Origin of the sequence: Amycolatopsis albispora (assembly GCF_003312875.1) — a bacterium.
In the GTDB taxonomy this organism is placed as follows: Bacteria; Actinomycetota; Actinomycetes; order Mycobacteriales; family Pseudonocardiaceae; genus Amycolatopsis; species Amycolatopsis albispora.
In genome coordinates, this window is the sequence record NZ_CP015163.1 from 640,286 (window position 1) to 664,470 (window position 24,185).

Genomic DNA, 24,185 nt, shown 5'->3' on the forward strand with positions numbered 1-24,185 from the left:
CGCGGACCGATTCCCGTCACGCTTTGGCCATGACCACTACCGAAGCACTCCGGTTCGACGGACAGCTCCTCGGCCCCGGCAGCCACGGCTACGACCAGGCCCGCTCGGTCTGGAACGCGATGATCGACCGCCGTCCGCGCCTGATCGCCCGCTGCGCCAGCGTCTCCGACGTGGTGCGTGCCGTGCACCTGGCGCGTGAACGGGAGCTCGAGATCGGCGTCCGCTGCGGCGGGCACAGCGGGCTGGGCCTGGCGGTGCCCGAGGACGGCCTGATGATCGACCTGACCCCGCTGAGTTCCGTGCGCGTCAGCGGGCGCCGGGCCCACGTCGGCGGCGGCGCGCTGCTCGGCGCGCTCGACCGCGCGGCGCAGCGGCACGGCCTGGCGACCACGGCCGGCAACGTGTCCCACACCGGCGTCGGCGGGCTCACCCTCGGCGGCGGTATGGGCTGGCTCGCCAGGCAGTACGGCCTGGCCTGCGACAACGTGCTCTCCTACCAGGTCGTCACCGCCGACGGCGCGGTCGTACGGGCGAGCGCCACCGAGAATCCCGAGCTGTTCTGGGGCCTGCGCGGGGGTGGCGGCAATTTCGGCATCGTCACCGAATTCGAGTTCGCGCTGCACCCGGTGGGCACGCGGGCGCTGGTCGCCGAGTACGTGTTCCCCGCCGAACGGGCCGCCGCGGCCATGCGGGCCTGGCGCGACCTGAGCCACGAGGCGCCCCGGCGCGCGACCTTCACCGCGTCACTGGGGCAGGAGGGCAAGCTCGAAGTGGGCTTTGTCTGGGTGGGCGACCCGGCCGCCGCGGCGCCGCTGCTGAGCCAACTGCGTGAACTGGGCCACCCGCTGGAAAGCCGCGTCGGTGAGCTGTCCTATTTGGACCTCCAGCAGCGGGACGACCAGACCGGCGGGCACCATCGGCGCCGCTACTCCAAGGGCCACTACCTGCCCGAACTGCCGGACGCCGCGATCGACGCCTTCCTCTCCCGCGGCGCGGACGACCCGCGGCAGCCCGGCCTGCCCAACGCCGGGTTGCAGGCCTACGGCGGTGCGATCGCCGACGTGGCCGAGGAGGACAGCGCGTTCAGCCATCGCGGCACGAAGTTCGAGTACGGCACGGGCATGGGCTGGACCGACCCGGCGGAGGACCACGCGCGGATGGCCGCCGCCCGGCGGAGCGCCCGCGCCCTCGAGCCGTTCGCGGACGGCGTGTACGTCAACTCCCTCAGCGACGACCGGATCCAGCGTGCCTACCCGCCGGCCAAGCTCGCCCGGCTCCGCGCGCTCAAGCGGACCTACGACCCGGGCAACGTCTTCCACCTCAACCCGAACATCACCCCGGCCTGAGCCCGCCGTCCCGGGTGGCGGGCAGGACCGGGGTGAGCACGGCGATGGCGAGCATGATCAACGCGATGCCGGTGAACGCGTCACCGTAGTGCCCGGCCATGGTCGCGGCACTGCCGGTGGTGCCGCTCGCGGTCACCGTCAGCAGCACGGCCAGCCCGAACGCGCCGCCGAACTGGCGGGTGGTGTTCATCAGCCCGGAGGCCGCGCCCGCGTCGAGCGGCTCGACACCGGAGGTGACGGTTCTCGCCAGCGGGGTGCCCACCAGCCCGCCGCCGATGGAGATCAGCACGGCCGGTCCGAGCACACCGTCGAGATAGGCGCTGTCCGGCGTGATCCGGCTCTGCCACCAGAACCCGAGCGCGCCGATGGCGGCACCGGCGGCGATCAGCACCCGCGCCTGCACCCGCCGCATCAGCCACGGCACCAGCCGCAGGCCGACCACCAGCATCACCACCGCGTGCGGCACGAACCCCAGCCCCGCTTCCGCGGCGCTGTAACCCAGCACGTGCTGCATGGTCAGGGTGAGGAAGAACCACACCGGCACCTGGCTCGCCCCGGCCAGCAGCATGGCCAGGTTGCCCCAGGCGATCCCGGGCAGCGCGAACAGGCGCGGTGGGATCAGCGGTGAGGCCGCGAACCTGGCTTCGACCACGACAAATACGATCAGCGCGAGCAGTCCGCCGACCAGCGGCAGCGCCACCGACGCGTGGCCCCAGTTGTGCTCGTGGGTCTGCGAAACGCCGAAGGTGAGCAGCGTCAGCCCGGTCGTGGCCAGTACCGCGCCCGGCAGGTCCAGCCGCACCCGGCCCCACGGCGTGTCCGATGGCCGGGCGAGCACCCGCGCGGCGAAGAACAGCACCGGGATGCCGATCGGCACGTTGACCAGCAGCACCGACCGCCACGACAGCAGCTCGGTGAACACCCCGCCGAGCAGGTTGCCCGCGGCGCCGCCGACCAGCGCCACCGCGGTGGAAATGGTCAGCGCGCGCGTCCGGCGTGGTCCCTCGGGGAACGACGTGGTGAGCAGGGTGACCGCCAGCGGCGCCAGCACGGCCGCACCGGCGCCCTGCCCGGCCCGCGCCGCGATCAGCATCGCCGGGGTGGTGGCGAGCCCGCCGAGCAGGCTGGCCGCGGTGAACACGGCGAGCCCGCCGAGGAACACCCGCCGGTGGCCGTAGATGTCGGCGAGCCTGCCGCCGAACAGCAGGAGCCCGGCGAAGGCCAGCGTGTACCCGTTGACCACCCACTGCAGGCCCGACGGCGTGAAGCCCAGCTCCGCGCGCATCGACGGCAGCGCCACGGTGATCACCGAGGTGTCGAACACCACCAGGAAGTGCGCGACGCAGGCCAGTGCCAGCGCGGTACCGGCAGTGCTGCTCCCGCTGGTCCGTTCCGTGGTGGTCACCGCGCGGCGGCGGTCTTCCGGATGTTGATGTAGTTGCCGCCGATCCAGTCGTTGAAGGTGGCCGTCTCGGCGGGAATGGTGACGTCGAACCCGCACTCCCTGGCCCTGGGCACGGAGAACCGGAAATCCCCGTTGGGGCGCAGGAAGAACACGCTGGAGGTGCGGCTGCTGCCCACCCGCTCGCCCGCGCCCGGCGCGGCCACGTGGTGCTTGGGCGCCTTGATCCGGCCGTCGGCCACCAGCGTGGCCACCGCGCCGCAGAAGACCAGCACCGCGCCCGGGCGCGCCGGCAGGTCCACAACGGACCCGTCGACTTCGACCTGGAGGCTGACGAACCCGTTCGCGCACGGGGTCTGGTGGATCAGGGTGACGATCGAGAGGTCGTAGTGCGGTGCCATCCGCAGCGGCTCCTCCTCGGCCACGCGGTCTTCGGGGACCTCGGGGAAGTACCGCAGCCGGAGCAGCGGCTCGCAGTCGAGGAAGGCGTCCATGCCGCCCTCCGGTTCCGCGCCCGCGGTGTTCAGCACCTGCCTCGCGACCTCCCGCGAAGCCCGGTACATCCGGGCGAAGTACTCCTCCCACGCCCGCTCGAACTCCGGCGACGGGAACAGGTTGTCCGCGGTGCCCATCGAGTACGACATCGAGTAGTCGGTGTACTTGCCGGTGTTGGTGATCTGCGCGGTGCTCTCCGACTCCAGCCCGGCGTACCCGCGCCGGATGGTCGGAATCGGGGTCATCACCGCCTTCTTCTCGGCTTCGGTGCCGTGGTCGAAGAAGTCCACCGCGATCTCGCGCGCCGGGGCGTGGTCGGCCTCGGTGAGCCCGGTGCCCTCGAGGTAGAAGACCCCCTTTTCGCGGAGGCAGCGGCGGAACTCGTCCTGGTGCCGTCCCGCGCGCAGCTCGGTCAGGTCGAAGGTGGGTACGGTCGCGTCCGTCATCTGCTCAGCTCCTTCAGCGCCTCCGCCAGGCGCTCGACGTCGGTTTCGGTGTTGTAGAAGTGCGTGGAGACACGCAGCAGCGGGCGGCCGGGGCCGCCGGTCACCGCCACGCCGATGCGGAAGCGATCCCATAACCGGCTCTGCAGCCCACCCGCGTCCGTGCCCGGTGGCAGCGCGAAGGAGGTCATCGCGCCGGACAGCTCCGGGTGCGGTGGTGTCACCGGTTCCAGTCCGTGCCAGCCACCGAGGCGCTCGCGGGTGAACGCCGCCAGCTCGCGCGTGCGTGCCCGGATGCGGTCGTGGCCGAACCCGGCCTGGAAGTCGATCGCGGACGGCACCGCGAGCCACGGGCACAGGTCACGCGTGCCCTCGCACTCCAGGTTGCGCAGGCGTGGCGTGCTGCCGAATTCGGTGCGCTCGTCCGGCCCGTACCCTTCCGGCGGGTGGTGGCCCCAGCTGACCTGCGACGGCTGGAGCACGCCCGCCTGGTCGTCGGTGAAGTGCAGGAAACCGACCCCGGTGGGGGCCAGCAGCCACTTGTGCCCGCTGCCCGCGTAGTAGTCGCACGGCAGGTTCGCCAGGTCCAGTCCGGTGAACCCGGGTGCCTGGGCACCGTCGACCACGGTGAGCACACCGCGGCGGCGGGCCTCCTCGCACAGGCGCGCGGCGGGCAGGACCAGGCCGGTCGAAGAGATCACGTGGCTGAAGAAGAACAGCCGGGTGCGCGGGCCCATCGCGGCGGTGGCCGCCGCCACCACCTCCTCCGGGTCCAGTGGTTGAACCGGGAGCCGAAAGGTCCGGACCACCAGGCCCTGCCGTCGTGCGGCCCGCTCCCAGCACCACCGCATGGGGGCGTACTCCTGGTCGGTGAGCAGGATTTCCCCGCCCGGCGCCAGTGCCACCGACGACGCCACCAGGTTGACCGCGCCGGTCACGTTGGTGGTGAAGGCCAGCCGAGGCGGCCGGGTGCCGAGGTATTCGGCCAGGCGCTCGCGTGCGGTCCACAACAGCGGTGGCAGCTGCCGGGAAAGGAAATCCATCGGCGCGGCGGCCATCCGCGCGCGGAATCCGGTGACCAGGTCGAACACCGGCCGGGGCAGCGGGCCGCAGGAACCGGCGTTGAGATCGGTGGTGGCGGGGTCGAGGCACAGCTGGTCACGGGCCTTCGCCCAGCCTTTCTCGACCATGCGCAGCACGCTCCAGTAACAACGGATGCCGACGGGTGGAAAAATGCGTGGTGACGCAATGCGGAAACGCGTGCCGAGACCATTCCCCAGTTGCCGCATTGGCGCGGCGAACTGCCGACCTGGCCGGCAGCCGATGTGGAAAGGCTACCAGTCGCGTCGGCTCCTTGGCAAAGAAAAACCACCCCGATGCGGGATGCCGACCGGCTGGCGTACTCCGGTCGCCGTTAAAAAAGCCTTGTGTACCAAGGATTCGCGCGCTCCATCGGGAAACGGGTACGGGCCAGTGCCGATCTTGGGGCGGCGCGTGGCACGTCACCCCAATGGCGGTTCCCGGCCCGGCTCGCGCTGTTAGCCTCGGTCGTGTGGCGAACTAACTGCCATGCGTTGATGTGCGCTGATCCTTTTCATGGCGCGTTCAGCTGGCATAAACAACTTCGGTATTGGCACCGGTGGTGAAACTGTGTGCCTGGCGCCGGTAGACGCTGGGGGACAAGCAGTATGGTGATGGAAACACCGGTGCGCGCACCGGCCGCGCACGAGGTGCGCCAGGTGCTCGCGCGCCACGTGCTCACCGATGGTTACGACCTGGTGCTCGATCTCTCGGCGAGTTCGGGTTGCTGGCTCGTCGACGCCGTCACCGGCACCCGTTATCTCGATCTTTTCTCATTCTTCGCCTCGTCGCCGCTCGGGATCAACCCGTCCTGCATCGTGGACGACGAGGCCTTCGTCGCCGAACTCGCCGCGGCGGCGGTGAACAAGCCGTCGAACCCGGACGTCTACACCGTGCCCTACGCCAGGTTCGTCACCACCTTCGCCCGCGTGCTGGGCGATCCGCTGCTGCCGCACCTGTTCTTCGTCGACGGCGGCGCGCTGGCGGTGGAGAACGCGCTGAAGGCGGCCTTCGACTGGAAGGCGCAGAAACTCGGGCTGGACGACGCGGCGGTGAACCGGCTGCAGGTGCTGCACCTGGAGCGGTCCTTCCACGGCCGCAGCGGGTACACGCTGTCGCTGACCAACACCGAACCGGCGAAAACCACGCGTTACCCCAAGTTCGACTGGCCGCGCATCCCGGCACCGGCGCTGCGGCACCCGGAATCGGTGTACGCGGAAGAGAATCGGCGAGCCGAGCGCCAGGCGCTCGAAGCCGCCGAAGCGGCGTTCCGCGCCGCGGACGGCATGATCGCCTGCTTCCTCGCCGAGCCGATCCAGGGCGAGGGCGGGGACAACCACTTCAGCGCCGGGTTTCTCCAGGCCATGCAGGAACTCTGCCGTCGTCACGACGCGCTGTTCGTGCTCGACGAGGTGCAGAGCGGCTGCGGCATCACCGGCACCGCCTGGGCCTACCAGCAACTGGGCCTGCGCCCGGACCTGGTGGCCTTCGGCAAGAAGACCCAGGTGTGCGGGGTGATGGGCGGCGGCCGGATCGACGAGGTGCCCGGCAACGTGTTCGCGGTCTCTTCGCGGATCAGCTCCACCTGGGGTGGCAACCTGGCCGACATGGTCCGCGCCACCAGGGTGCTGGAGACGATCGAACGCACGCGGCTGCTGGACACCGTGGTGCAGCGCGGGAAATACCTGCGTGACGGGCTCGAAGCACTGGCGGAGCGCCATCCGGCCGTGCTCACCAACGCGCGCGGTCGCGGCCTGATGTGCGCCGTCGACCTGCCCGGCACGGGCCACCGGGACGAGGTGCTGCGCCGGATGTACGCCGGCCACCAGGTGATCGCGCTGCCGTGCGGCCCGCGTGGCCTGCGGTTCCGGCCGCCGCTGACGATCACCGAAAGCGAGATCGACCGCGGGCTCGAAGCGCTGGCCGCCAGCGCGGCCCCGGCGAGCTGACGTACCCCGATCGAACCTCCCCGCCGTTTCCTGACGAGAAGGAACTCCACTCGATGACGTCGGCAAAACACCTGAAGACCGCCGCGGACTGGTGCGAGCGCATCGCCGCGATCGCCGGTCAGCGCTGCGACCTGGAGATGTTGCTCAAGGACCAGTGGCGGCACCGGGTCGCCGTCCGCGACGACGACCCGGCGGTCCGGGCCTCCCAGCGCCAGGAACTGGTTTTTGCCGGCCAGGACTACACCGCGCTGAAGGAGGCGGTGGACGGCGGTGCTTCCCTCGGCGCGTACGCGCTCGCCACGCTGCACAGCGTGCTGCACGCCTACGGGCACGGGCACCAGACCGTGGTCGCCTTCCTCCAGCACGACCGGGTGCTCCCGGTGCTCGTCGACCACCTCGCGCAGGGCGGGCTGAGCTGCGCCACCGCGGTCGAGCGGATCGACGAAGCGGTGCGGCGGCCGGACAACTACCTGGCGCGGCCGGAGTTGTTGCAGCGCGGGCTGTTCGACGCGCTGCTCGTGCTCACCGACCGGCCGCTCACCCTGGCTGAACTGCCGCCGTCGCCGCTGGTGGTGATCGTGCGGGACGACCCGGCGGCACGCTGCCTGCGCTGGACGCTGGCCTACGCCGGGGAGCTGTTCGAGGACAAGATCATCGCGGGCGTGCTCGACGTCGCGCGGGAGGTGCTCGGCCAGTTCGCGCGCCGACCCGAACAGCTCGTCGCCGATCTCGACCTGGTGTCGGCGGACCAGGAACTGCGGCTGCACCAGTGGAACGGCACCGACGGCGAGTTCGACGAGGAGCACCGGCTCAACGAGCTGTTCGAAGATGTGGTGCGGCGTGCGCCGGACCGTGAGGCGGTGGTCTGCGGTGACCTCAGCCTGACCTATCGCGAGATCAACGAGCGGGCCAACCGGTTCGCGCACTGGCTGCTCGAGGTGCCGGTGCGGCGCGGGGACCTGATCGGGCTCTACCTCGACAAGAGCGACCTCGGCGTGGTGGCCACCTTCGGCATCTGGAAGGCGGGCGCGGCCTACGTGCCGATCGACCCGGGTTATCCGGCCGAGCGCATCCGCTTCATCGCCGGTGACACCGGGCTGTCCGGCATCGTGACGAACCGGCGGCACGCGGCGCGCCTGCGCGAAGTCCTCGCCGCCGAGCACCCGTCGGTGCGGGTCATCGAAATCGAAACGGTGCTGGCCGAGCGGCAGCCGGAGGCCGCGCGCGAGAACCCGCGCCTGGAGCTGAGCAGCCAGGACCGCGCGTACGTCACCTACACCTCGGGCACCACCGGGGTGCCCAAGGGCGTGCCGAAGTACCACTACAGCGTGGTCAACAGCATCACCGACCTCTCCGAGCGCTACGACATGCGGCGCGCCGGCACCGAACGCGTCGCGCTCTTCGCCTCCTACGTGTTCGAGCCGCACCTGCGCCAGACGCTGATCGCGTTGCTCAACGAGCAGACCCTGGTGATCGTGCCCGACGACGTGCGCCTCGACCCCGACCGCTTCCCCTCCTACATCGAGCGCCACGGCGTCACCTATCTCAACGCCACCGGGTCCGTGCTCCAGCACTTCGACCTGCGGCGCTGCCCGAGCCTGCGCAAGCTGCTGCTGGTCGGCGAGGAACTGACCGCGGCGGGCCTGCGGCAGCTGCGTGAGAAGTACTCCGGGCACGTGGTCAACGAATACGCCTTCACCGAGGCCGCCTTTGTCACCGCCACCAAGGAGTTCGCGCCGGGCGTGACCGAGCGCCGCGACCGCAGCATCGGCAGGCCGCTGCGCAACGTCAAGTGGTACGTGCTCAGCCAGGACCTCAAACAGTTGCCGATCGGCGCGATCGGAGAGCTGTACATCGGCGGCTGCGGGGTCGCGCCCGGATACCTCAACCGGGACGACCTGACCGCCGAGCGCTTCACCGCGAACCCGTTCCAGACCGAGGAGGAGAAGGCACGCGGCCGCAACGGCAGGCTCTACCGGACCGGCGACCTCGCGCGGGTGCTGCTCAACGGCGAGGTCGAGTTCATGGGCCGCGCCGACTTCCAGCTGAAGCTGAACGGCGTCCGCGTGGAGCCGGGGGAGATCGAGGCGCAGGCCACCGAATTCCCCGGGGTGCGCAAGTGCGTGGTGGTGGCGAAGGAGACCGCCGCCGGTGGCCGTCACCTCGTCGGTTACTACGTTCCCGAGGAATCGGCGCGGGTCGCCGAAGACGAGCTGCTGGCCTTCCTCGAACAACGGCTCATCCGGATCATGGTCCCGGCGCGGATGGTGCCGTTGTCCAGCATTCCGGTCAACGTCAACGGCAAGGTGGACTGGCGTGCGCTGCCCGACGTGCGCATCGACCAGCCTGAGCACGCGCCCGCGGACGGCGTGACCGGGCGGTTGCGGGAGATCTGGAGCGAGGTGCTCGGGGTGCCCGCCGGCCGGATCGGTGACCACGACGACTTCTTCCGGCTCGGCGGCCAGAGCATTCTGTGCATCCTGCTGATCGCCAGGGTGCGGCAGCGGCTCGGCCGGTCCCTCGGCGTGGAGGACGTGTTCTCCCTGCGCACGCTGGGCGCGCTGGCCGGGTACCTGGAACAGCAGGCACAAGACGCCGAAGCGGCGTCGGTGGCCGACGAGGTCACCACCGGTGGCGCGCCGGTCCGCCTGCTCGCCAACGGCCTGCAGCAGGGCCTGCTCTACCACCACCTGAAAACCGCGGGCGGCGACGACGCGTACGTCGTGCAGTCGGTGCACCACTACCACGCACCCATCCGGCCGGAGCTGATGAAGGACGCGTGGCAGCACGCCAGGCGGAAGTACCCGGCACTGCGGTTGCGCTTCGCATGGGGCGACGACCCCGTCCAGATCGTCGACAACGATGACAAGCCGGTCGACTGGCGCTTCGCCGACCTGAGCGAGGTCAGTGACGCCGAAGCGCGGATCCGCGAGTTGCAGGAACGCGACCGCACCGAGCCCTACGAACTGGCCGGCGGCAGGCTGTTCCGCGTCTACCTGATCAAGCAGCGCGAGGACCTGTTCACGCTGATCTTCAGCTGTCACCACATCATCCTGGACGGCTGGAGCCTGCCGGTCCTGCACGACGAGGTGCACCGGGCCTACCTCGCCCTGTGCACCGGCGCGCCGCTCGAGTCCGAAGTGGACAAAGCGTACGTGGCGGCGCAGCGGTACTGGGAAGCGCACCGCGACGACCACACCGCCTACTGGGCCGAGCGGATCGCCCGGATAGACGAGCGCGGTGATCTCGCCGGGCTGCTCAACGAGCGCAGCCGGTACCGGGTCTCGCTCGCCGACTACGACCACGTGCGGGAGCACCGGACCAGGAAGCTGTGCCTCGGCGCGGGCCTCACCGCCGCGCTCAAGGCGGGCTGCGCCGCCGACCAGGTGACCCTGCACTCGGTGCTGCAGTTCGTCTGGCACCAGGTGCTCCACGCCATCGGCGGCGGCACCACCACCGTGGTCGGCACCATCGTTTCCGGCCGCAACCTGCCGGTGGACGGCATCGAGCACTCGGCAGGCCTGTTCATCAACACGCTGCCGCTGATCGTGGACCACCGGGAGCAGGCCGGCCGCAGCGTCGCCGAGGCGGTCCGCGAAATCCAGGCCACGGTGAACACGATGAACGGCAAGAGCGTGGTGGAACTGGGCAGGCTGCACAGCGGTGAGCTCAAGCGCCGCCTGTTCGACACGCTGCTGGTGCTGGAGAACTACCCGCGCCTGCTGGACGAGGCCGAGGAACGGGCGCACCAGGAACAACTGCGGTTCGAAAAGGCCTATGACGCCGACAAGGTGGACTACCCGATCGCCGTGGTGGCACGGGAAGAAGGCGACGAGCTGACCGTCACCCTGTGGTACGCGGGTGAGCTGTTCGACGAAGACACCATCGACACCCTGCTCGAGGTTGCGCGGACGTTGTTCCGCCAGGTGGCCGAGGACATCTCGCGGCCGGTCCGCGAACTGGAGCTGGTTTCGCCGGAAATGCTGGCGCGGTTCGATTCCTGGAACGAGACCGACGAAGAGTTTCCGGCGGACAAGACGCTGCACGCGGTGTTCGAGGAGATGGCCGCGCGCTGGCCGGACGAAATCGCGGTGGTGTACCGGGAAAACCGGCTGACCTACCGTGAGCTGAACGAGCGGGCCAACCGGCTGGCGCACTACCTGCGCTCGGTGGCCGAACTGCGGCCGGACGACCTCGTCGCGCTGATGGTGGACAAGAGCGAACTGATGATCGTGGCGATCATCGCCGCGTGGAAAACCGGCGCGGCCTACGTGCCGATCGACTCCGGTTATCCGGACGACCGGATCTCGTTCATGCTGGCGGACACCGCCGCGCGCCTGGTGGTGACCAACGAGATCCACAGCGAACGGCTGCGCGCGCTGCCCGGCGCGGAAACCCGGCACGTACTGGAAATCGAGCTGCTGCACCTCGGCGACCAGCCGGCGGAGAACCCGGTCACGCAGACCACCAGCACCGATCTCGCCTACGCCATCTACACCTCGGGCACCACCGGCAAGCCCAAGGCGGTGTTGGTCGAACACCGCGGCGTGGTCAATCTCCAGGTGTCGCTGGCGAAGTTGTTCGGGCTGGCCAAGGAACGCGGGGACGAGGCGTTGCTGTCGTTCTCGAACTACATCTTCGACCACTTCGTAGAGCAGATGACCGACGCGCTGCTCAACGGGCAGAAGCTGGTGGTGCTGGACGACACCATGCGCACCGAACCCGAGCGCCTGTACCGGTACCTGAACGACGAGCGGGTCACCTACCTGTCCGGCACGCCGTCGGTGCTGTCGCTGTACGACTACTCGACGGCGACCACGCTCACCCGGATCGACGCCATCGGCGAGGACTTCACCGAGCCGGTGTTCGGCAAGATCCGCGGCACCTTCGGCGGGCTGATCATCAACGGGTACGGGCCCACCGAGGTGTCGATCACCAGCCACAAGCGGCCCTACCCGCCGGACGTGCCGCGGGTGAACAAGAGCATCGGTTTCCCGGTCGCCAACACCCGGTGCTATGTGCTGAACGAGGCGATGAAGCGGGTGCCGGTCGGCGGGATCGGCGAGCTGTACCTCGGCGGGATCGGCGTGGCACGGGGTTATCTCAACCGCGAGGACCTGACCGCCGAGCGGTTCCTGGACAACCCGTTCCAGACCCCGGAGGAGCGGCGGCGCGGGGAGAACGGCCGCCTCTACAAAACCGGCGACCTGGTGCGCTGGCTGCCCAACGGCGAGGTGGAGTACCTCGGCCGCACCGATCTCCAGGTGAAGATCCGCGGCCAGCGCGTGGAACTCGGCGAGGTGGAGGCGGCGCTGTCGTCCTATCCGGGCGTGGTGCGGTCGCTGGTGGTGGCGCGTGAGCACACGCCGGGGCAGAAGTACCTCGTCGGTTTCTACGTCGGCGACCAGGAGTTCGACGAGCCGGACCTCAAGCAGTGGATGCGCCGGCAGCTGCCCGAATCGGTGGTGCCGGCGCGGGTCCTGCGGATCACCGACATCCCGGTGACGCCGAGCGGGAAGCTGGACACCCGGCGGCTGCCGGAAACCGACTTCGGGGCGGGCGAGGGCGCCGAGTACGTCGCGCCGGTCAGCGAGTGCGAGCTGAAGCTGTGCGGCATCTGGGCCCAGGTGCTGGGCATCGCGCCGGACCGCATCGGCGCGCACGACGACTTCTTCGCGCTCGGCGGGGACAGCATTCGCGCGATGGCGCTGGCGCAGGCGATCACCACCGGCTTCGGCCAGGGGCTGGGCGTGGCGACGGTGCTCCAGCACACCACGCTCGCCGCGCAGGCCGAGCACATCCAGGCTGCCGCGCTCGAGCAGGCGTGGACGCCGCTGCCCGCGGCCGCCGAGCACCCGCCGGTCTCGCTCGCGCAGGAACGCCTGCTGTTCATCGATGACTTCGAAGGCGGTACCGCCGCCTACAACATCCCGTTCGCGCTCCGGCTGCCGGTGACCGACCGGGACGTGGTCGCGGGCGCGCTGCGCACGCTCGTCGGACGGCACCCGGCGTTGCGCACGCTGCTCAAGTCCGACGGCCACGGGGTGCGGCGGCAGTTCACCGTTCCGGCGGACCAGGCCGCACCCCGGCTCGAAGTGACCACAGTGGACAGTGTGGCGAAGCTGGACGAAGTGCTCGTCGAGCACGCCGCCCACGTGTTCCGCCTGCACGAGGAACTGCCCATCCGCGCCGAGCTGGTCGAGCACGGCGACGAGTGCTACCTGAGCGTCGTGGTGCACCACACCTGCTTCGACGGCTGGTCGTGGGACATCTTCCGCCGGGAGCTGGCGGCCCTGCTCGACGGCGTGCCCGAAGCCGAACTCGGCTCGCTTCGCGGTACCTACGCTGAGTTCGCGGTGTGGCAACGGCAGTACCTGACCGGCGGGCGGTTGTCCGCGCTCACCGCGTTCTGGACGGACGCGCTCGCCGGGTTCGAGACGATCAACCTGCCGCTGGACCACCCGCGCCCGCCGCGCTTCGACTACCGCGGCCGCGAGCTGGAGTTCCAGGTGGACGAGCGGACCACCGAAGCGCTGCGCGAACTGGCCAGGACCACCAGGGTGAGCCTGTACAGCGTGCTGCTCGGTGCGTGGTGCGTGGTGCTCAACCTGTACACCGGGCAGCACGATCTGGTGGTCGGCACGCCGTCGGCGAACCGCGGGCGCCCGGAGTTCGACCGCACCATCGGCTTCTTCGCGAACCTGCTGGCCTTGCGGGTCCGCGTGGACCCGGCGGCGACCGTGCCCGCGTACGTGCGCTCGGTCGGTGAGGTCGTGGTCGCCGCCCAGGTGCACGGCGAACTGCCGTTCGAGCAGCTGGTCAAGGAGCTGGCGGTGGAGCAGGATCCGAGCCGTCATCCGGTGCTGCAGGTCAACTTCACCGTGCAGAACGTCTCCGATCACACGAGCGCGCTGACCGAGTACAAGCCGGACGCCGATGGCTGGACCACCACCAAGTTCGACCTGTCGGCCACGCTGACCGAGACCGCGACCGGGCTCGCGGGCAATCTGACCTACGCCGCCTCGCTGTTCGAAGACAGCAGCGCCGGCGGCATCATCGCCACCTTCGAGCACGTGCTGGCCGAGTTCGCCGCGTCGGCGGCCGACACCCCGGTCGCCCGGCTCAGCGCGGTCGGCGAGCCGGAGCAGGACGCGCTGCTGCGGCCCGCGGCCGAGCCGCCGGTCCAGCGGACCCGGACGCTGCACGCGGTGTTCGAGGAGGTGGCCGCGACCTGGCCGGATGAGATCGCCGTGGTCCACGGCGCCACCCGGCTGAGCTACCGCGAGCTGAACGAGCGGGCCAACCGGCTCGCGCACCACCTGCGGTCGGCGGGCGGGCTGCGGCCCGACGACCTGGTCGGGCTGGTGCTGGACCAGACCGAGCTGACCGTCGTCGCGATCCTCGCGGTGTGGAAGGCCGGTGCGGCCTACGTGCCGGTCGACCCGGGCTATCCGGACGACCGGATCTCGTTCATGCTCGCGGACACCGGCGCGAAGCTGGTGCTCGCCGGCGAAGCCCACGGTTCGCGGGTGCGCGGCCTGACCGCGGCGAAGGTGCTCGACCTCGAACTGCTCGACCTGGCCGGTGAGTCCGCCGAAAACCCGGTCACCGAGACCACCGGCACCGAGCTGGCCTACGCGATCTACACCTCGGGCACCACCGGCAGGCCCAAGGCGGTGCTCGTCTCGCACGGTTCGGCCGACAGCTTCCGCGCGCAGCTGAGTGGGCGCTACTTCGGCACGCCGGACGAGCAGCGCGAAGCCGTGTTGTTCCTGTCGAACTACGTGTTCGACTTCTCCGTCGAGCAACTCGCGCTGTCCGTGCTCGCCGGGCACAAGCTGATCGTGCCGCCGCCGTCGGCCGCCGGTGATCCGGAGTTCTACGCGCTGGCGAACCGCGAGGGCCTGAGCTACCTCAGCGGCACCCCGACCCAGGTGCAGCGCTTCGACCTGGCCCGGCTGACGCACCTGCGCTGCGTGCTGGTCGCCGGGGAGGCGTTCCGGCCGCAGCACTTCGACAAGATCCGCGGTGAGTTCGGCGGCCCGATCCTCAACGCCTACGGCACCACCGAAACCACCGTGTACAACACCGTGCACCGCTTCGAACCCGGCGAGCCCCACCGGAACACGCTCGGCGCGCCGCTCGGCAACACACGGCTGTACGTGCTGGGTGACGGGATGAAGCTGCTGCCCGCGGGCGCGGTCGGTGAGCTGTACCTGGGCGGCGAATGCGTCACCGAGGGGTACCTGCACCGGCCCGAGCTGACCGCCGAGCGGTTCGTGCCGAATCCGTTCCCGGCCGAGGCCGCCCGGTACCCGATGCTCTACCGGACCGGCGACGTGGTCCGGCGCGGGCAGGACGGCGAACTGCGGTACCTGGGCCGCAACGACGCCCAGGTGAAGATCAACGGGCTGCGGATCGAACCGGGCGAGGTCGAAGCGGTGCTGGCGAGTTGTCCCGGCGTGCGCCAGTGCGCGGTGGTCGCCGGGGCGGACCCGCTGGCGCCCGAGCGCACCCGCCTGGTCGGCTACTACCTGCCCGAGCCCGGCACGGCGGTCAACGAGAACGACCTGTTCGACGCGCTGCGCGGGCGGCTGATGCCGAGCATGGTGCCGTCACTGCTGGTCCGGCTCGACCGCCCGCTGCCGATGACGATCACCGGCAAGCTGGACGTGGCCGCGTTGCCCAGCGCGGACTTCACGCCGAAGCGCGCGGCCTACGCGGCACCTCGCGACCGCGTCGAAGCACGGCTGTGCCAGCTGTGGAGCGAGCACCTGCCGGGTGGTTCGGCCGGTATCGACGACGACTACTTCCGCTCGGGCGGGGACAGCATCAGCGCGCTGCGGCTGGCCGCCCAGGTGCAGCGGGAGTTCGAGCGCAAGATCAGCGTCAAGCACCTCTTCGACCACCCGACCGTGCGGCAGTTCGCGGCCAACGTGCTTTCCGGGCTGGAGGACGGCCCGCCGAGTGGCGAGGAAGCCGAGCAGGGCCGGTTGACCGGTGACTGCCCGCTGCTGCCCATCCAGGAGTGGTTCTTCGCCAAGCCGCTGCCCGAACCGCACCGGTGGAACCACAACTTCGCGATCCGCACGCCGGCGCTGGACCCCGGGCGGCTGCGTGCCGCACTGGACCGGCTGACCGACCACCACGACGCCTTCCGGCTGCGGTTTCCCGAGCCGGGCAAGCAGGTCTACGCCGACAACGCCCCGCCGGTGACGTTGCACGAACTCGACGTGCGGCAGGCCGATGTCCGGCAGCGGCTGATCGACTGGCAGAGCGAGTTCGACCTGGCGCACGGGCCCACGGCGGTCGTGGCCTACCTGCACGGTTTCGACGACGGCAGCGCGCGGGTCTGGTTCGCGATGCACCACCTCGTGGTCGACACGGTCAGCTGGCGCATCCTCGCCCAGGACCTGGAGATCCTGTACAACGGCGGCGACCTGGGCGCGAAGTCCGGCAGTTACCGGCAGTGGGCGCGGGCGGTGCGCGAGTACGCCCCGGACGACGAGGAACGCCGGTTCTGGGCGGAAACCACGCGGGACATGGAGCCCGCGGAGGCGCTGACGCGGACGGACAGCACCCGGCGCCGCGAGGAGTTCGCGCTCACCGCCGAGCACACCGCGACCCTGCTCACGGACAGCCCGTGGGCCTACGACACCGAGGTCAACGACCTGCTGCTGACCGCGACCGGGTTCGCGTTGCGGTCCATCACCCGCCAGGCCACCAACCACGTCACCGTCGAAGGGCACGGCCGCGAACTGTTCGACGGCGCGCCGGACGTGCGTGACACCGTCGGCTGGTTCACCACCATGCACCCCTTCGCCGTCGAAGTGGATCCCGGCGACCTCGGGCGCAGCATTCTCACCACCAAGGCGAACCGGCGGCGCGTTCCGCACCACGGCATCGGCTACGGCGCCCTGTCCGGTGGCCGGGCGCCGCTTCCGGTGGTCAGCTTCAACTACCTCGGCCGGCTCGGGACCGCGGTGACAGAGACGATGGAGCCGGTCGAGGCGTGGCACCTCGACCCGGCGATGTCGGGTAGCCACACCACGGATCGCAACCGCGCGGCGAACCCGGCCGGCATCGACGTGACGATGAGCTGCGTCGGCGGACGGCTCACCGCGGTGGTGGACAGCCTGCTCGGCGAAGCGGCCACCCGCCTGTTCGCCAGCGAGCTGAAGGTGTGGCTGGAACGGCTGATCACCCACACCGCGACCCGCGCCCGCAACGAACCCGCCCGTGCCACCGAACCGTTCGATCCGTACATCCTGGTCAACGAGGAAGCCGAGCGGACGTTGTTCGTGCTGCCGCCGGGGGAAGGTGGCGCGGAGAGCTACCTGAGCAATCTCGCGCGGCAGCTGACGGACCACCGGCTGGTGTTGTTCAACAACGTGCACCTGCACACGCCCATGGGTTCGTTCGAGGAACTGGGCCGCTACTACACCGAGCACCTGCGGCGGTTGCAGCCGTCCGGGCCGTACCACCTGCTCGGCTGGAGCTTCGGCGGCGTGCTGTCGCTGGAGATCGCCCGGCGGCTCGCGCGGGCGGGGGAGCGGATCGCCAGCCTGCTGCTGATCGACCCGTACTTCGGCATGCGGCAGGCCTCGGCGAGCATCGGCCTGCCCGAGGTCGAGGACATTCTCGACCCGATCAACTACCACTACCAGCCGGACGAAGCGGATCTCGCGCGGCTCGCCGACCGGCTCGGGGAGGTGGTGCTGTTCCAGGCTGGCGAGCTGAACGACGTGGTGAACGGCCCGCACCAGCCGCGGTTGTTCGAGTTCTACCAGCGCACGCGCCACAACAATCTCGACCTCCTGCTGCCCGCCGAACGGATCGAGGTCGAGGTGCTGGCGGGGGAGACCCACCATTCGTGGGTGCGCAACGAGGAGCTGGTCAAGGCGATGTGCGAGCGGATTTCGACGAGCACAGGGAGAAGTTCATGAAAATGCCGTCAGCAGAGGTGCCGACCATCGACGTCTCGCCGTTGTTCGGGACCAGCGCCGAGGAAAAGATGCGCGTCGGCCAGGAAATCAACAAGGCCTGCCGCGGCTCGGGTTTCTTCTACGCGGCCAACCACGGCGTCGACGTGCAGCAGTTGCAGGACGTGGTGAACGAATTCCACCGGACGATGACCGACCAGGAGAAGTACGACCTGGCCATCAACGCCTACAACAAGAACAACCCGCACGTGCGCAACGGCTACTACATGGCGATCAAGGGCAAGAAGGCGGTCGAGTCCTTCTGCTACCTGAACCCGTCCTTCTCCGAGGACCACCCGGAGATCAAGGCGGGCACGCCGATGCACGAGGTGAACATCTGGCCGGACGAGGAACGGCACCCGCGGTTCCGGCCGTTCTGCGAGCAGTACTACTGGACCATGCACCGGCTGTCCAAGACGCTGATGCGCGGATTCGCGCTGGCGCTGGGAAAGCCGGAGGAGTTCTTCGAGCCGGAGCTGAAAGAACAGGACACGCTTTCTTCGGTTTCGCTGATCCGGTACCCGTACCTGGAGGACTACCCGCCGGTGAAAACCGGGCCCGACGGCATGAAGCTGAGCTTCGAGGACCACTTCGACGTCTCGATGATCACCGTGCTGTTCCAGACCGAGGTGCAGAACCTCCAGGTGGAAACCGTGGACGGCTGGCAGGACCTGCCCACCTCGGACCGCCACTTCCTGGTCAACGCCGGCACCTACCTGGCGCACCTGACCCACGACTACTTCCCGGCCCCGCTGCACCGGGTGAAGTTCGTCAACGCGGAACGCCTGTCGCTGCCGTTCTTCTTCCACGCCGGGCAGCACACGCTGATCGAGCCCTTCCACCCCGACGGCGTGCCGGACGGCGAGCGCAACGAGGCCGTCCGGTACGGCGACTACCTCAACCACGGTCTGCACTCGCTGATCGTGAAGAACGGGCAGACCTGAGGAGCAGGCGATGACGGACACCTTCCTGGACCTGAACCAGTTCCGGGGGCTGGGGGAGGACCCGGTCTACCACCCGCCGGTGCTGGCCGACCGGCCACGCGACTGGCCGCTCGACCGCTGGGCCGAGGCACCCCGCGACCTCGGTTACCCGGACTTCGCCCGGTACCAGTGGCGCGGGCTGCGCCTGCTGAAGGACCCGGACACGCAGGCCGCCTACCACGACCTGCTGTGCGAGCTGCGCCCGCGCACCATCATCGAGCTGGGCGTGTACAGCGGTGGCTCGCTGGTGTGGTTCCGCGACCTGGCCGACCTGATGGGCCTGGACTGCCAGGTGCTCGGCATCGACCGGGACCTGAGCCGGTGCCAGATCCCCGATGCGGAGATGAAGAACATCTCGCTGCGCGAGGCCGACTGCGCCGATCTGTCGACCTTCGAGCAGCTCCGCGACCTGCCGCACCCGCTGGTGCTGATCGACGACGCGCACGCGAACACCTTCAACATCCTGCGCTGGTCGGTGGACCACCTCCTGGTCGAAGGCGACTACTTCATCATCGAGGACATGATCCCGTACTGGCACCGGTACTGCCCGAAGCTGCTGACCGAGTACCTGGCCGCGTTCCGCGGTGAGCTGACCATGGACATGGTCTACGCCAACACCAGCGCGCAACTCGACCGCGGTGTGTTCCGCAGGTCGGCGTAGGCGGAGGTGGGGCGTTGCCGAGGGTATCGAGCCCGCTGTACTACGCCGCGCCGCTGACCCCGGCGGGCCGGGCCGACGACTGGTGCATCGACGCGGTGACCCGGCCGCCGGAGGTGCTGTTCAACTTCCGCAAGGTGGGCGTGGAAACGCTCATCGAGGACCTGCGGGAGGGTGCGCTCCGGCCGTCGCTCGACGAGACGGGGTTCGAGAAGGCCGACGCGGAGTCCACAGTGGACCATCGGGACCTGCTGGACAATGACGAGACCGCACTGGAGGCCTACCGCAAGGAAACCGGTGAGCTGCTCAAGGCGCTCACCGGCGCCGACGCGGTGGAGTTCTTCGACGCCACGCTGCGGCGGCAGGACGCGTCCGGTGATCCGGCCGCGCAGTCGCCGCACCAGCGGGTGCACGTGGACCAGAGCCCGCGAAGCGCGCTGGCCCGCGCCTTGAACCGGCGGGCACCGGGGGAGTTCCGCCGGTTCCAGATCATCAACGTCTGGCGGCCGCTGCTCGAACCGGTGCGCAACTTCCCGCTCGCCCTCTGCGACTTCCGCTCGCTCGACCTCGTCGCCGATCTGGTGCCGACGCGGCTGGACTTCCCGGACTGGCTCAAGGACCGGGAAAACTACTCGGTCCGGCACAATCCGAAACACCGTTGGTACCACTGGGATTCGCTCACGCCGGACGAAGCACTGGTCTTCAAGTGCCACGACAGCGCGAGCCGCGCCCTGGCCTCGGTCGGCGGCGAAACCGCGAGCGGCGAGCTGCTCGACGTGGCGGGCCTCTGCCCGCACACGGCCTTCTACGACCACAACGGACCGTCGACCGGCCACCTGCGCACCTCACTCGAACTGCGCGCGCTGGCCTTCCACGAATGACCGACAAGCAAGGAGCACGGGAAATGGCGGACAGCACGGTACCGGTTTTCACCATGACCGAACTGCGCGAGGGCACACGCCAGGCGGAGTTCCGCGAGTGGACCCGGCGCGGGGTCTTCTACCTGACCGGCTACGGCGCCACCGAGCAGGACCACCGGCTGGCCACCGACACCGCGATGGACTTCTTCCAGCACGGCACCGCCACCGAGAAGCAGGCCGTGACCACGGACATCCCGACCCTGCGGCGGGGTTATTCGGCGCTGGAGGCGGAAAGCACGGCCCAGGTCACCAACACCGGCACCTACACCGACTATTCGATGTCGTACTCGATGGGCATCGGCGGCAATCTCTTCCCGTCGGAGAAGTTCGAAGCGGTGTGGACGCACTACTTCGACACCCTGTACCGAGCCGCGCAGGAGACCGCGCGCCTGGTGCTGACCGCGCCGGGCACCTACGACGGCGAGGACCTGGACACCCTGCTCGACTGCGATCCGGTGCTGCGCCTGCGCTACTTCCCCGAGGTACCCGAGCACCGGGCCGCCGAGTACGAGCCACGCCGGATGGCCCCGCACTACGACCTGTCCATCATCACCTTCATCCACCAGACCCCGTGCGCCAACGGTTTTGTCAGCCTGCAGGCCGAGATCGACGGTGAAATGGTGAGCCTGCCCCACATCGAGGACGCGGTGGTGGTGCTGTGCGGCGCGATCGCGCCACTGGTCACCCAGGGCGCGGTGCCCGCGCCGAACCACCACGTGGTGTCGCCGGACGTGAGCAGGCTCAAGGGCAGCGACCGCACTTCGAGCGTGTTCTTCCTGCGCCCGTCCACCGATTTCACCTTCTCGGTGCCCAAGGCCAGGAAGTACGGCCTCGACGTCAGCCTGGACATGGAGACCGCGACCTTCGGCGACTGGATCGGGTCCAACTACGTCACCATGCACTCGGTCACCCCGTAGTCGTCGCCCCAGCGTTGAAGGAGAACGAATGCTCATCGTCGCGTTCAAACCGGGGCACGACGGTGCCGTCGCCGCGATCGGCGATCGCCGGTTGCGTTACTCGCTCGAATCGGAGAAGGATTCGCGGCCGCGGTACTCGCCGATCCTGCCGACGACGATCCTCGACCTCGCCGAACGGCTCGACGCGGTGCCCGACGTGGTCGCGCTCGGCGGCTGGGCCGACCTGCGGCCCAACCGCATCGCCTACACCGGCGCCGGTTACGCGGGCATCGATGATCCGATCGTGTCCACCCGGCGGTTCTTCGGCAAAGAGGTCAAGTTCTTCAGTTCGACGCACGAGCGCTCGCACATCTACATGGCACTGGGCATGGCACCCGAGGATGACGCGCGGGAACGCGCGGTGCTGGTCTGGGAAGGGGACGTCGGCGCCTTCTACCTGGTCGGCGCGGACCAGCGGATCCGGCGCAAGATCCCGGTGATGAGCGCACCCGGCGCGCGGTATTCGTTCCTCTTCGGCCTCGCCGACCCCACCTTCCCGGACACCGGCGCGAAACCGCGGTTGAACGACGCCGGCAAGCTGATGGCGCTGGCCGCCTTCGGTGACGCCGCCGACGCGAACCCCGACCTCACCAACGTGGTCGAGCGCATCCTCAAGCAGGACTCGATGTACCCGGCGCCCAAGGCCGAGTACCGGGATTCGGTGCTGTACAACGCCGGAGTCGAATCACCGGAGTGCAAGACCGCGGCCGCGCTGCTCACCGAACGCCTTTTCGAGACCTTCGCCGAGGTCGCGCGGCAGGAACTGCCCGCGGGCACACCGCTGGCCATCTCCGGCGGTTGCGGGCTGAACTGCGACTGGAACAGCATGTGGGCGCGTCTGGGCCACTTCTCCTCGGTTTTCGTGGCCCCGTGCACCAACGACTCCGGCTCCGCGCTGGGCACCGCCCTCGACGCGCTGGCCACCTTCACCGGTGACCCGCGCATCGACTGGGATGTCTACAGCGGACTGGAGTTCGTCACCGACACCCGACCGGACCCCGGCCGGTGGCGTGCCCGGCCCCTCGACGAAGTCGCGCTTTCCGCCGCGCTGGGCGCGGGCCGGGTGGTGGCCTGGGTGCAGGGCCGGTGGGAGATCGGCCCGCGGGCGCTGGGCAACCGGTCGCTGCTGGCCGAACCGTTCAGCACGGCGACGAAGGACCGGCTGAACGAGATCAAGCAGCGCGAGGGTTACCGCCCGATCGCCCCCGTCTGCCGCGTCGAGGACCTGGGCACGGTCTTCCACGAGGACTTCGAAGACCCGTACATGCTCTACTTCCGGCACGTGCGGGAGTCCAGCGGGGTGCGCGCGGTAACCCATGTGGACGGTTCGGCCAGGGTGCAGACGGTCCGGGAGGCGGGCAATCCGCAGCTCCACCGGCTGCTGTCGGCGTTCGCGGCGCAGCGGGGCGTCGGCGTGCTGTGCAACACCTCCCTGAACTTCAACGGCGAGGGTTTCATCAACCGGATGTCGGATCTGGTGCTCTACTGCGAATCACGCGGCATCGAGGACATGGTCGTCGGCGGCACGTGGTACCAGCGTGCCGACGGCTGACCCGCGAACCGGATGACGGCGACGGCCGCGGGCCCGCGGCGGCTCGGCTACCTGGAACTCGCCGCCCGGATCACCGACGTCGCCGGTCTCCACCTGGCACCTCCCGCGCGGATCCTGGCACTGGAGCTCGGCAGCCGGTCCGACCGGCCGGTGCTGCCCATGGACCCGGGCACCGCGAGCCTGTTCGCCCAGCTCGATGCGGCGAGCAGGCGGCCCGGCCCGGTGCACCCGGCGGCCTGCCTGCGGTTCCTGACCCGGCTCGAGCACGCCGTGCCGCCGGAGGGGGAGGTCTACCTCCTCTGCCTGGCGCCACCGCCGGTGGTCCGGGACTGGGTGGCCGCCCACCCGCGCTTCACCGCCCGCCGCCCGGGCGGCGAAGCGCACTGGGCGGACGAAGTCAGCCAGTGCCTGGGACACCGAGGCGCTCGCACGCTGCGACGCCGGACCAGGGAACTGGAAGCCGGGCTGCGCCGGTGGCACCATTCCCGGCGGGACGGAGCCTTCACCTGGGTGAGGGCCGGGCACTGACGCCTGGATTTTTATGGCACGGTGGTGTCGGTCCGGGCGGTGGTGGTTCGTCGGGCTGATAAGTACCGGACCACCGACGTAAGGAGAACCATGCACACCGTGACTTCCGCGGACGGCACCACCATCGCCTACGACCGGGCGGGCAGCGGGCCGCTGGTCGTTTTTGTGCCCGGCGCGTTCAACGACCGCACCACCTGCGCGGGGGTGGCCGAGCAGTTGCGGGACCGCTACACCGTCGTCTGCCCGGACCGCCGCGGGCGTGGTGACAGCGGTGACGCCATCGCGCCCGCCGACGTCGCCGCGTACGACGTGCGGCGCGAGATCGAGGACCTCGACGCGGTGATCGCGGCCGAAGGCGGTCGCGCGGCTGTCTTCGGCTTCTCCTCCGGGGGCACCCTGGCCCTGCACGCCGCCGTCGCCGGGTCGCCGATCACCAAGCTGGCGCTGTACGAACCGCCGTTCGCCATCGGCGGGCTCGCCGGAAGCGCGCGCGAGGGCCTGCGTGACAAGCTGGCCGCCCTGATCACCGCCGGCCGTCGCGGCGACGCTGTCGCGGCCATGCAGGTCGAGGGCATCGGCCTGCCGCCGGAGCTGGTGGACCAGATGCGGCAGTCGCCGATGTGGCCGCAGCTCGAAGCGATCGCGCAGACCGTCGTGTACGACGCGACCATCACCCGCGCGCCGAACCTGCCCACCCCGGAGATGGCGCGGCTGGACCTCCCGGTCCTCGTGCTCAGCGGCGCCGAATCGTGGCCCGGCCTGGGCGCGGCCGCCCGGGAACTCCCGGCGCACCTGGCGAAGGCGCGTCATGCCGAGGTCCCGGGCGGCGCGGGCCACGAAATCCCCGCCGAGGCCACCGCGAAGCTCGTCGACGCCTTCTTCCGCGACTGA

Annotated in this window: 13 protein-coding genes; 10 read left to right on the plus strand and 3 right to left on the minus strand. The window is 69.9% G+C overall.

What is annotated here, in order from left to right:
• Positions 1 to 29 precede the first annotated feature (29 nt).
• Positions 30 to 1,346, plus strand: coding sequence for an FAD-binding oxidoreductase (locus A4R43_RS03260; protein ID WP_113690917.1), 1,317 nt, complete (start codon positions 30 to 32; stop codon positions 1,344 to 1,346).
• On the opposite strand, the gene A4R43_RS03265 is transcribed toward A4R43_RS03260, so the two are convergent.
• The 3 genes from A4R43_RS03265 to A4R43_RS03275 are packed head-to-tail and all read right to left on the minus strand — an operon-like array spanning position 1,333 to position 4,876.
• Complete coding sequence (locus A4R43_RS03265; RefSeq protein ID WP_113690918.1) at positions 1,333 to 2,751, minus strand: MFS transporter; 1,419 nt, start codon at positions 2,749 to 2,751, stop codon at positions 1,333 to 1,335. The two genes, A4R43_RS03260 and A4R43_RS03265, sit on opposite strands and share 14 nt — an antisense overlap.
• Positions 2,748 to 3,689, minus strand: a complete 942-nt coding sequence (locus A4R43_RS03270) for a 2OG-Fe(II) oxygenase family protein (protein ID WP_113690919.1) — start codon at positions 3,687 to 3,689, stop codon at positions 2,748 to 2,750. Before A4R43_RS03270 ends, A4R43_RS03265 begins: the two co-directional genes overlap by 4 nt.
• Entirely contained in the window at positions 3,686 to 4,876 is a 1,191-nt protein-coding gene (locus tag A4R43_RS03275) for an aminotransferase class V-fold PLP-dependent enzyme (RefSeq protein WP_205215229.1), read from the minus strand. Before A4R43_RS03275 ends, A4R43_RS03270 begins: the two co-directional genes overlap by 4 nt.
• 504 nt (positions 4,877 to 5,380) lie before the next feature.
• On the opposite strand from A4R43_RS03275, the gene lat reads away from it, so the two are divergent.
• The 9 genes from lat to A4R43_RS03320 all read left to right on the plus strand — a co-directional run bounded on the left by lat (position 5,381) and on the right by A4R43_RS03320 (position 24,185).
• Entirely contained in the window at positions 5,381 to 6,715 is a 1,335-nt protein-coding gene (lat, locus tag A4R43_RS03280) for an L-lysine 6-transaminase (protein WP_205215230.1), read from the plus strand.
• 53 nt (positions 6,716 to 6,768) lie between these two features.
• Positions 6,769 to 17,661: a non-ribosomal peptide synthetase gene (locus A4R43_RS03285; protein WP_113690921.1), complete on the plus strand. Its 10,893-nt coding sequence runs from the start codon at positions 6,769 to 6,771 to the stop codon at positions 17,659 to 17,661.
• A complete protein-coding gene (locus tag A4R43_RS03290) occupies positions 17,658 to 18,641 on the plus strand; it encodes an isopenicillin N synthase family oxygenase (RefSeq protein ID WP_205215231.1) in 984 nt (327 codons plus the stop codon). The genes A4R43_RS03285 and A4R43_RS03290 overlap by 4 nt, the downstream gene beginning before the upstream one ends.
• A gap of 10 nt (positions 18,642 to 18,651) precedes the next feature.
• Complete coding sequence (locus tag A4R43_RS03295) at positions 18,652 to 19,341, plus strand: CmcI family methyltransferase (protein WP_113690923.1); 690 nt, start codon at positions 18,652 to 18,654, stop codon at positions 19,339 to 19,341.
• A gap of 14 nt (positions 19,342 to 19,355) precedes the next feature.
• Positions 19,356 to 20,219, plus strand: a complete 864-nt coding sequence (locus A4R43_RS03300) for a CmcJ/NvfI family oxidoreductase (protein ID WP_113690924.1) — start codon at positions 19,356 to 19,358, stop codon at positions 20,217 to 20,219.
• A 23-nt stretch (positions 20,220 to 20,242) separates the two neighbouring features.
• A complete protein-coding gene (locus A4R43_RS03305) occupies positions 20,243 to 21,175 on the plus strand; it encodes a 2OG-Fe(II) oxygenase family protein (RefSeq protein ID WP_113690925.1) in 933 nt (310 codons plus the stop codon).
• Positions 21,176 to 21,203: 28 nt separating this feature from the next.
• Entirely contained in the window at positions 21,204 to 22,766 is a 1,563-nt protein-coding gene (cmcH, locus tag A4R43_RS03310; RefSeq protein ID WP_113690926.1) for a 3'-hydroxymethylcephem-O-carbamoyltransferase, read from the plus strand.
• A 12-nt stretch (positions 22,767 to 22,778) separates the two neighbouring features.
• Positions 22,779 to 23,294, plus strand: a complete 516-nt coding sequence (locus tag A4R43_RS03315; RefSeq protein WP_113690927.1) for a hypothetical protein — start codon at positions 22,779 to 22,781, stop codon at positions 23,292 to 23,294.
• Positions 23,295 to 23,384: 90 nt separating this feature from the next.
• Positions 23,385 to 24,185, plus strand: coding sequence for an alpha/beta fold hydrolase (locus tag A4R43_RS03320; protein WP_113690928.1), 801 nt, complete (start codon positions 23,385 to 23,387; stop codon positions 24,183 to 24,185).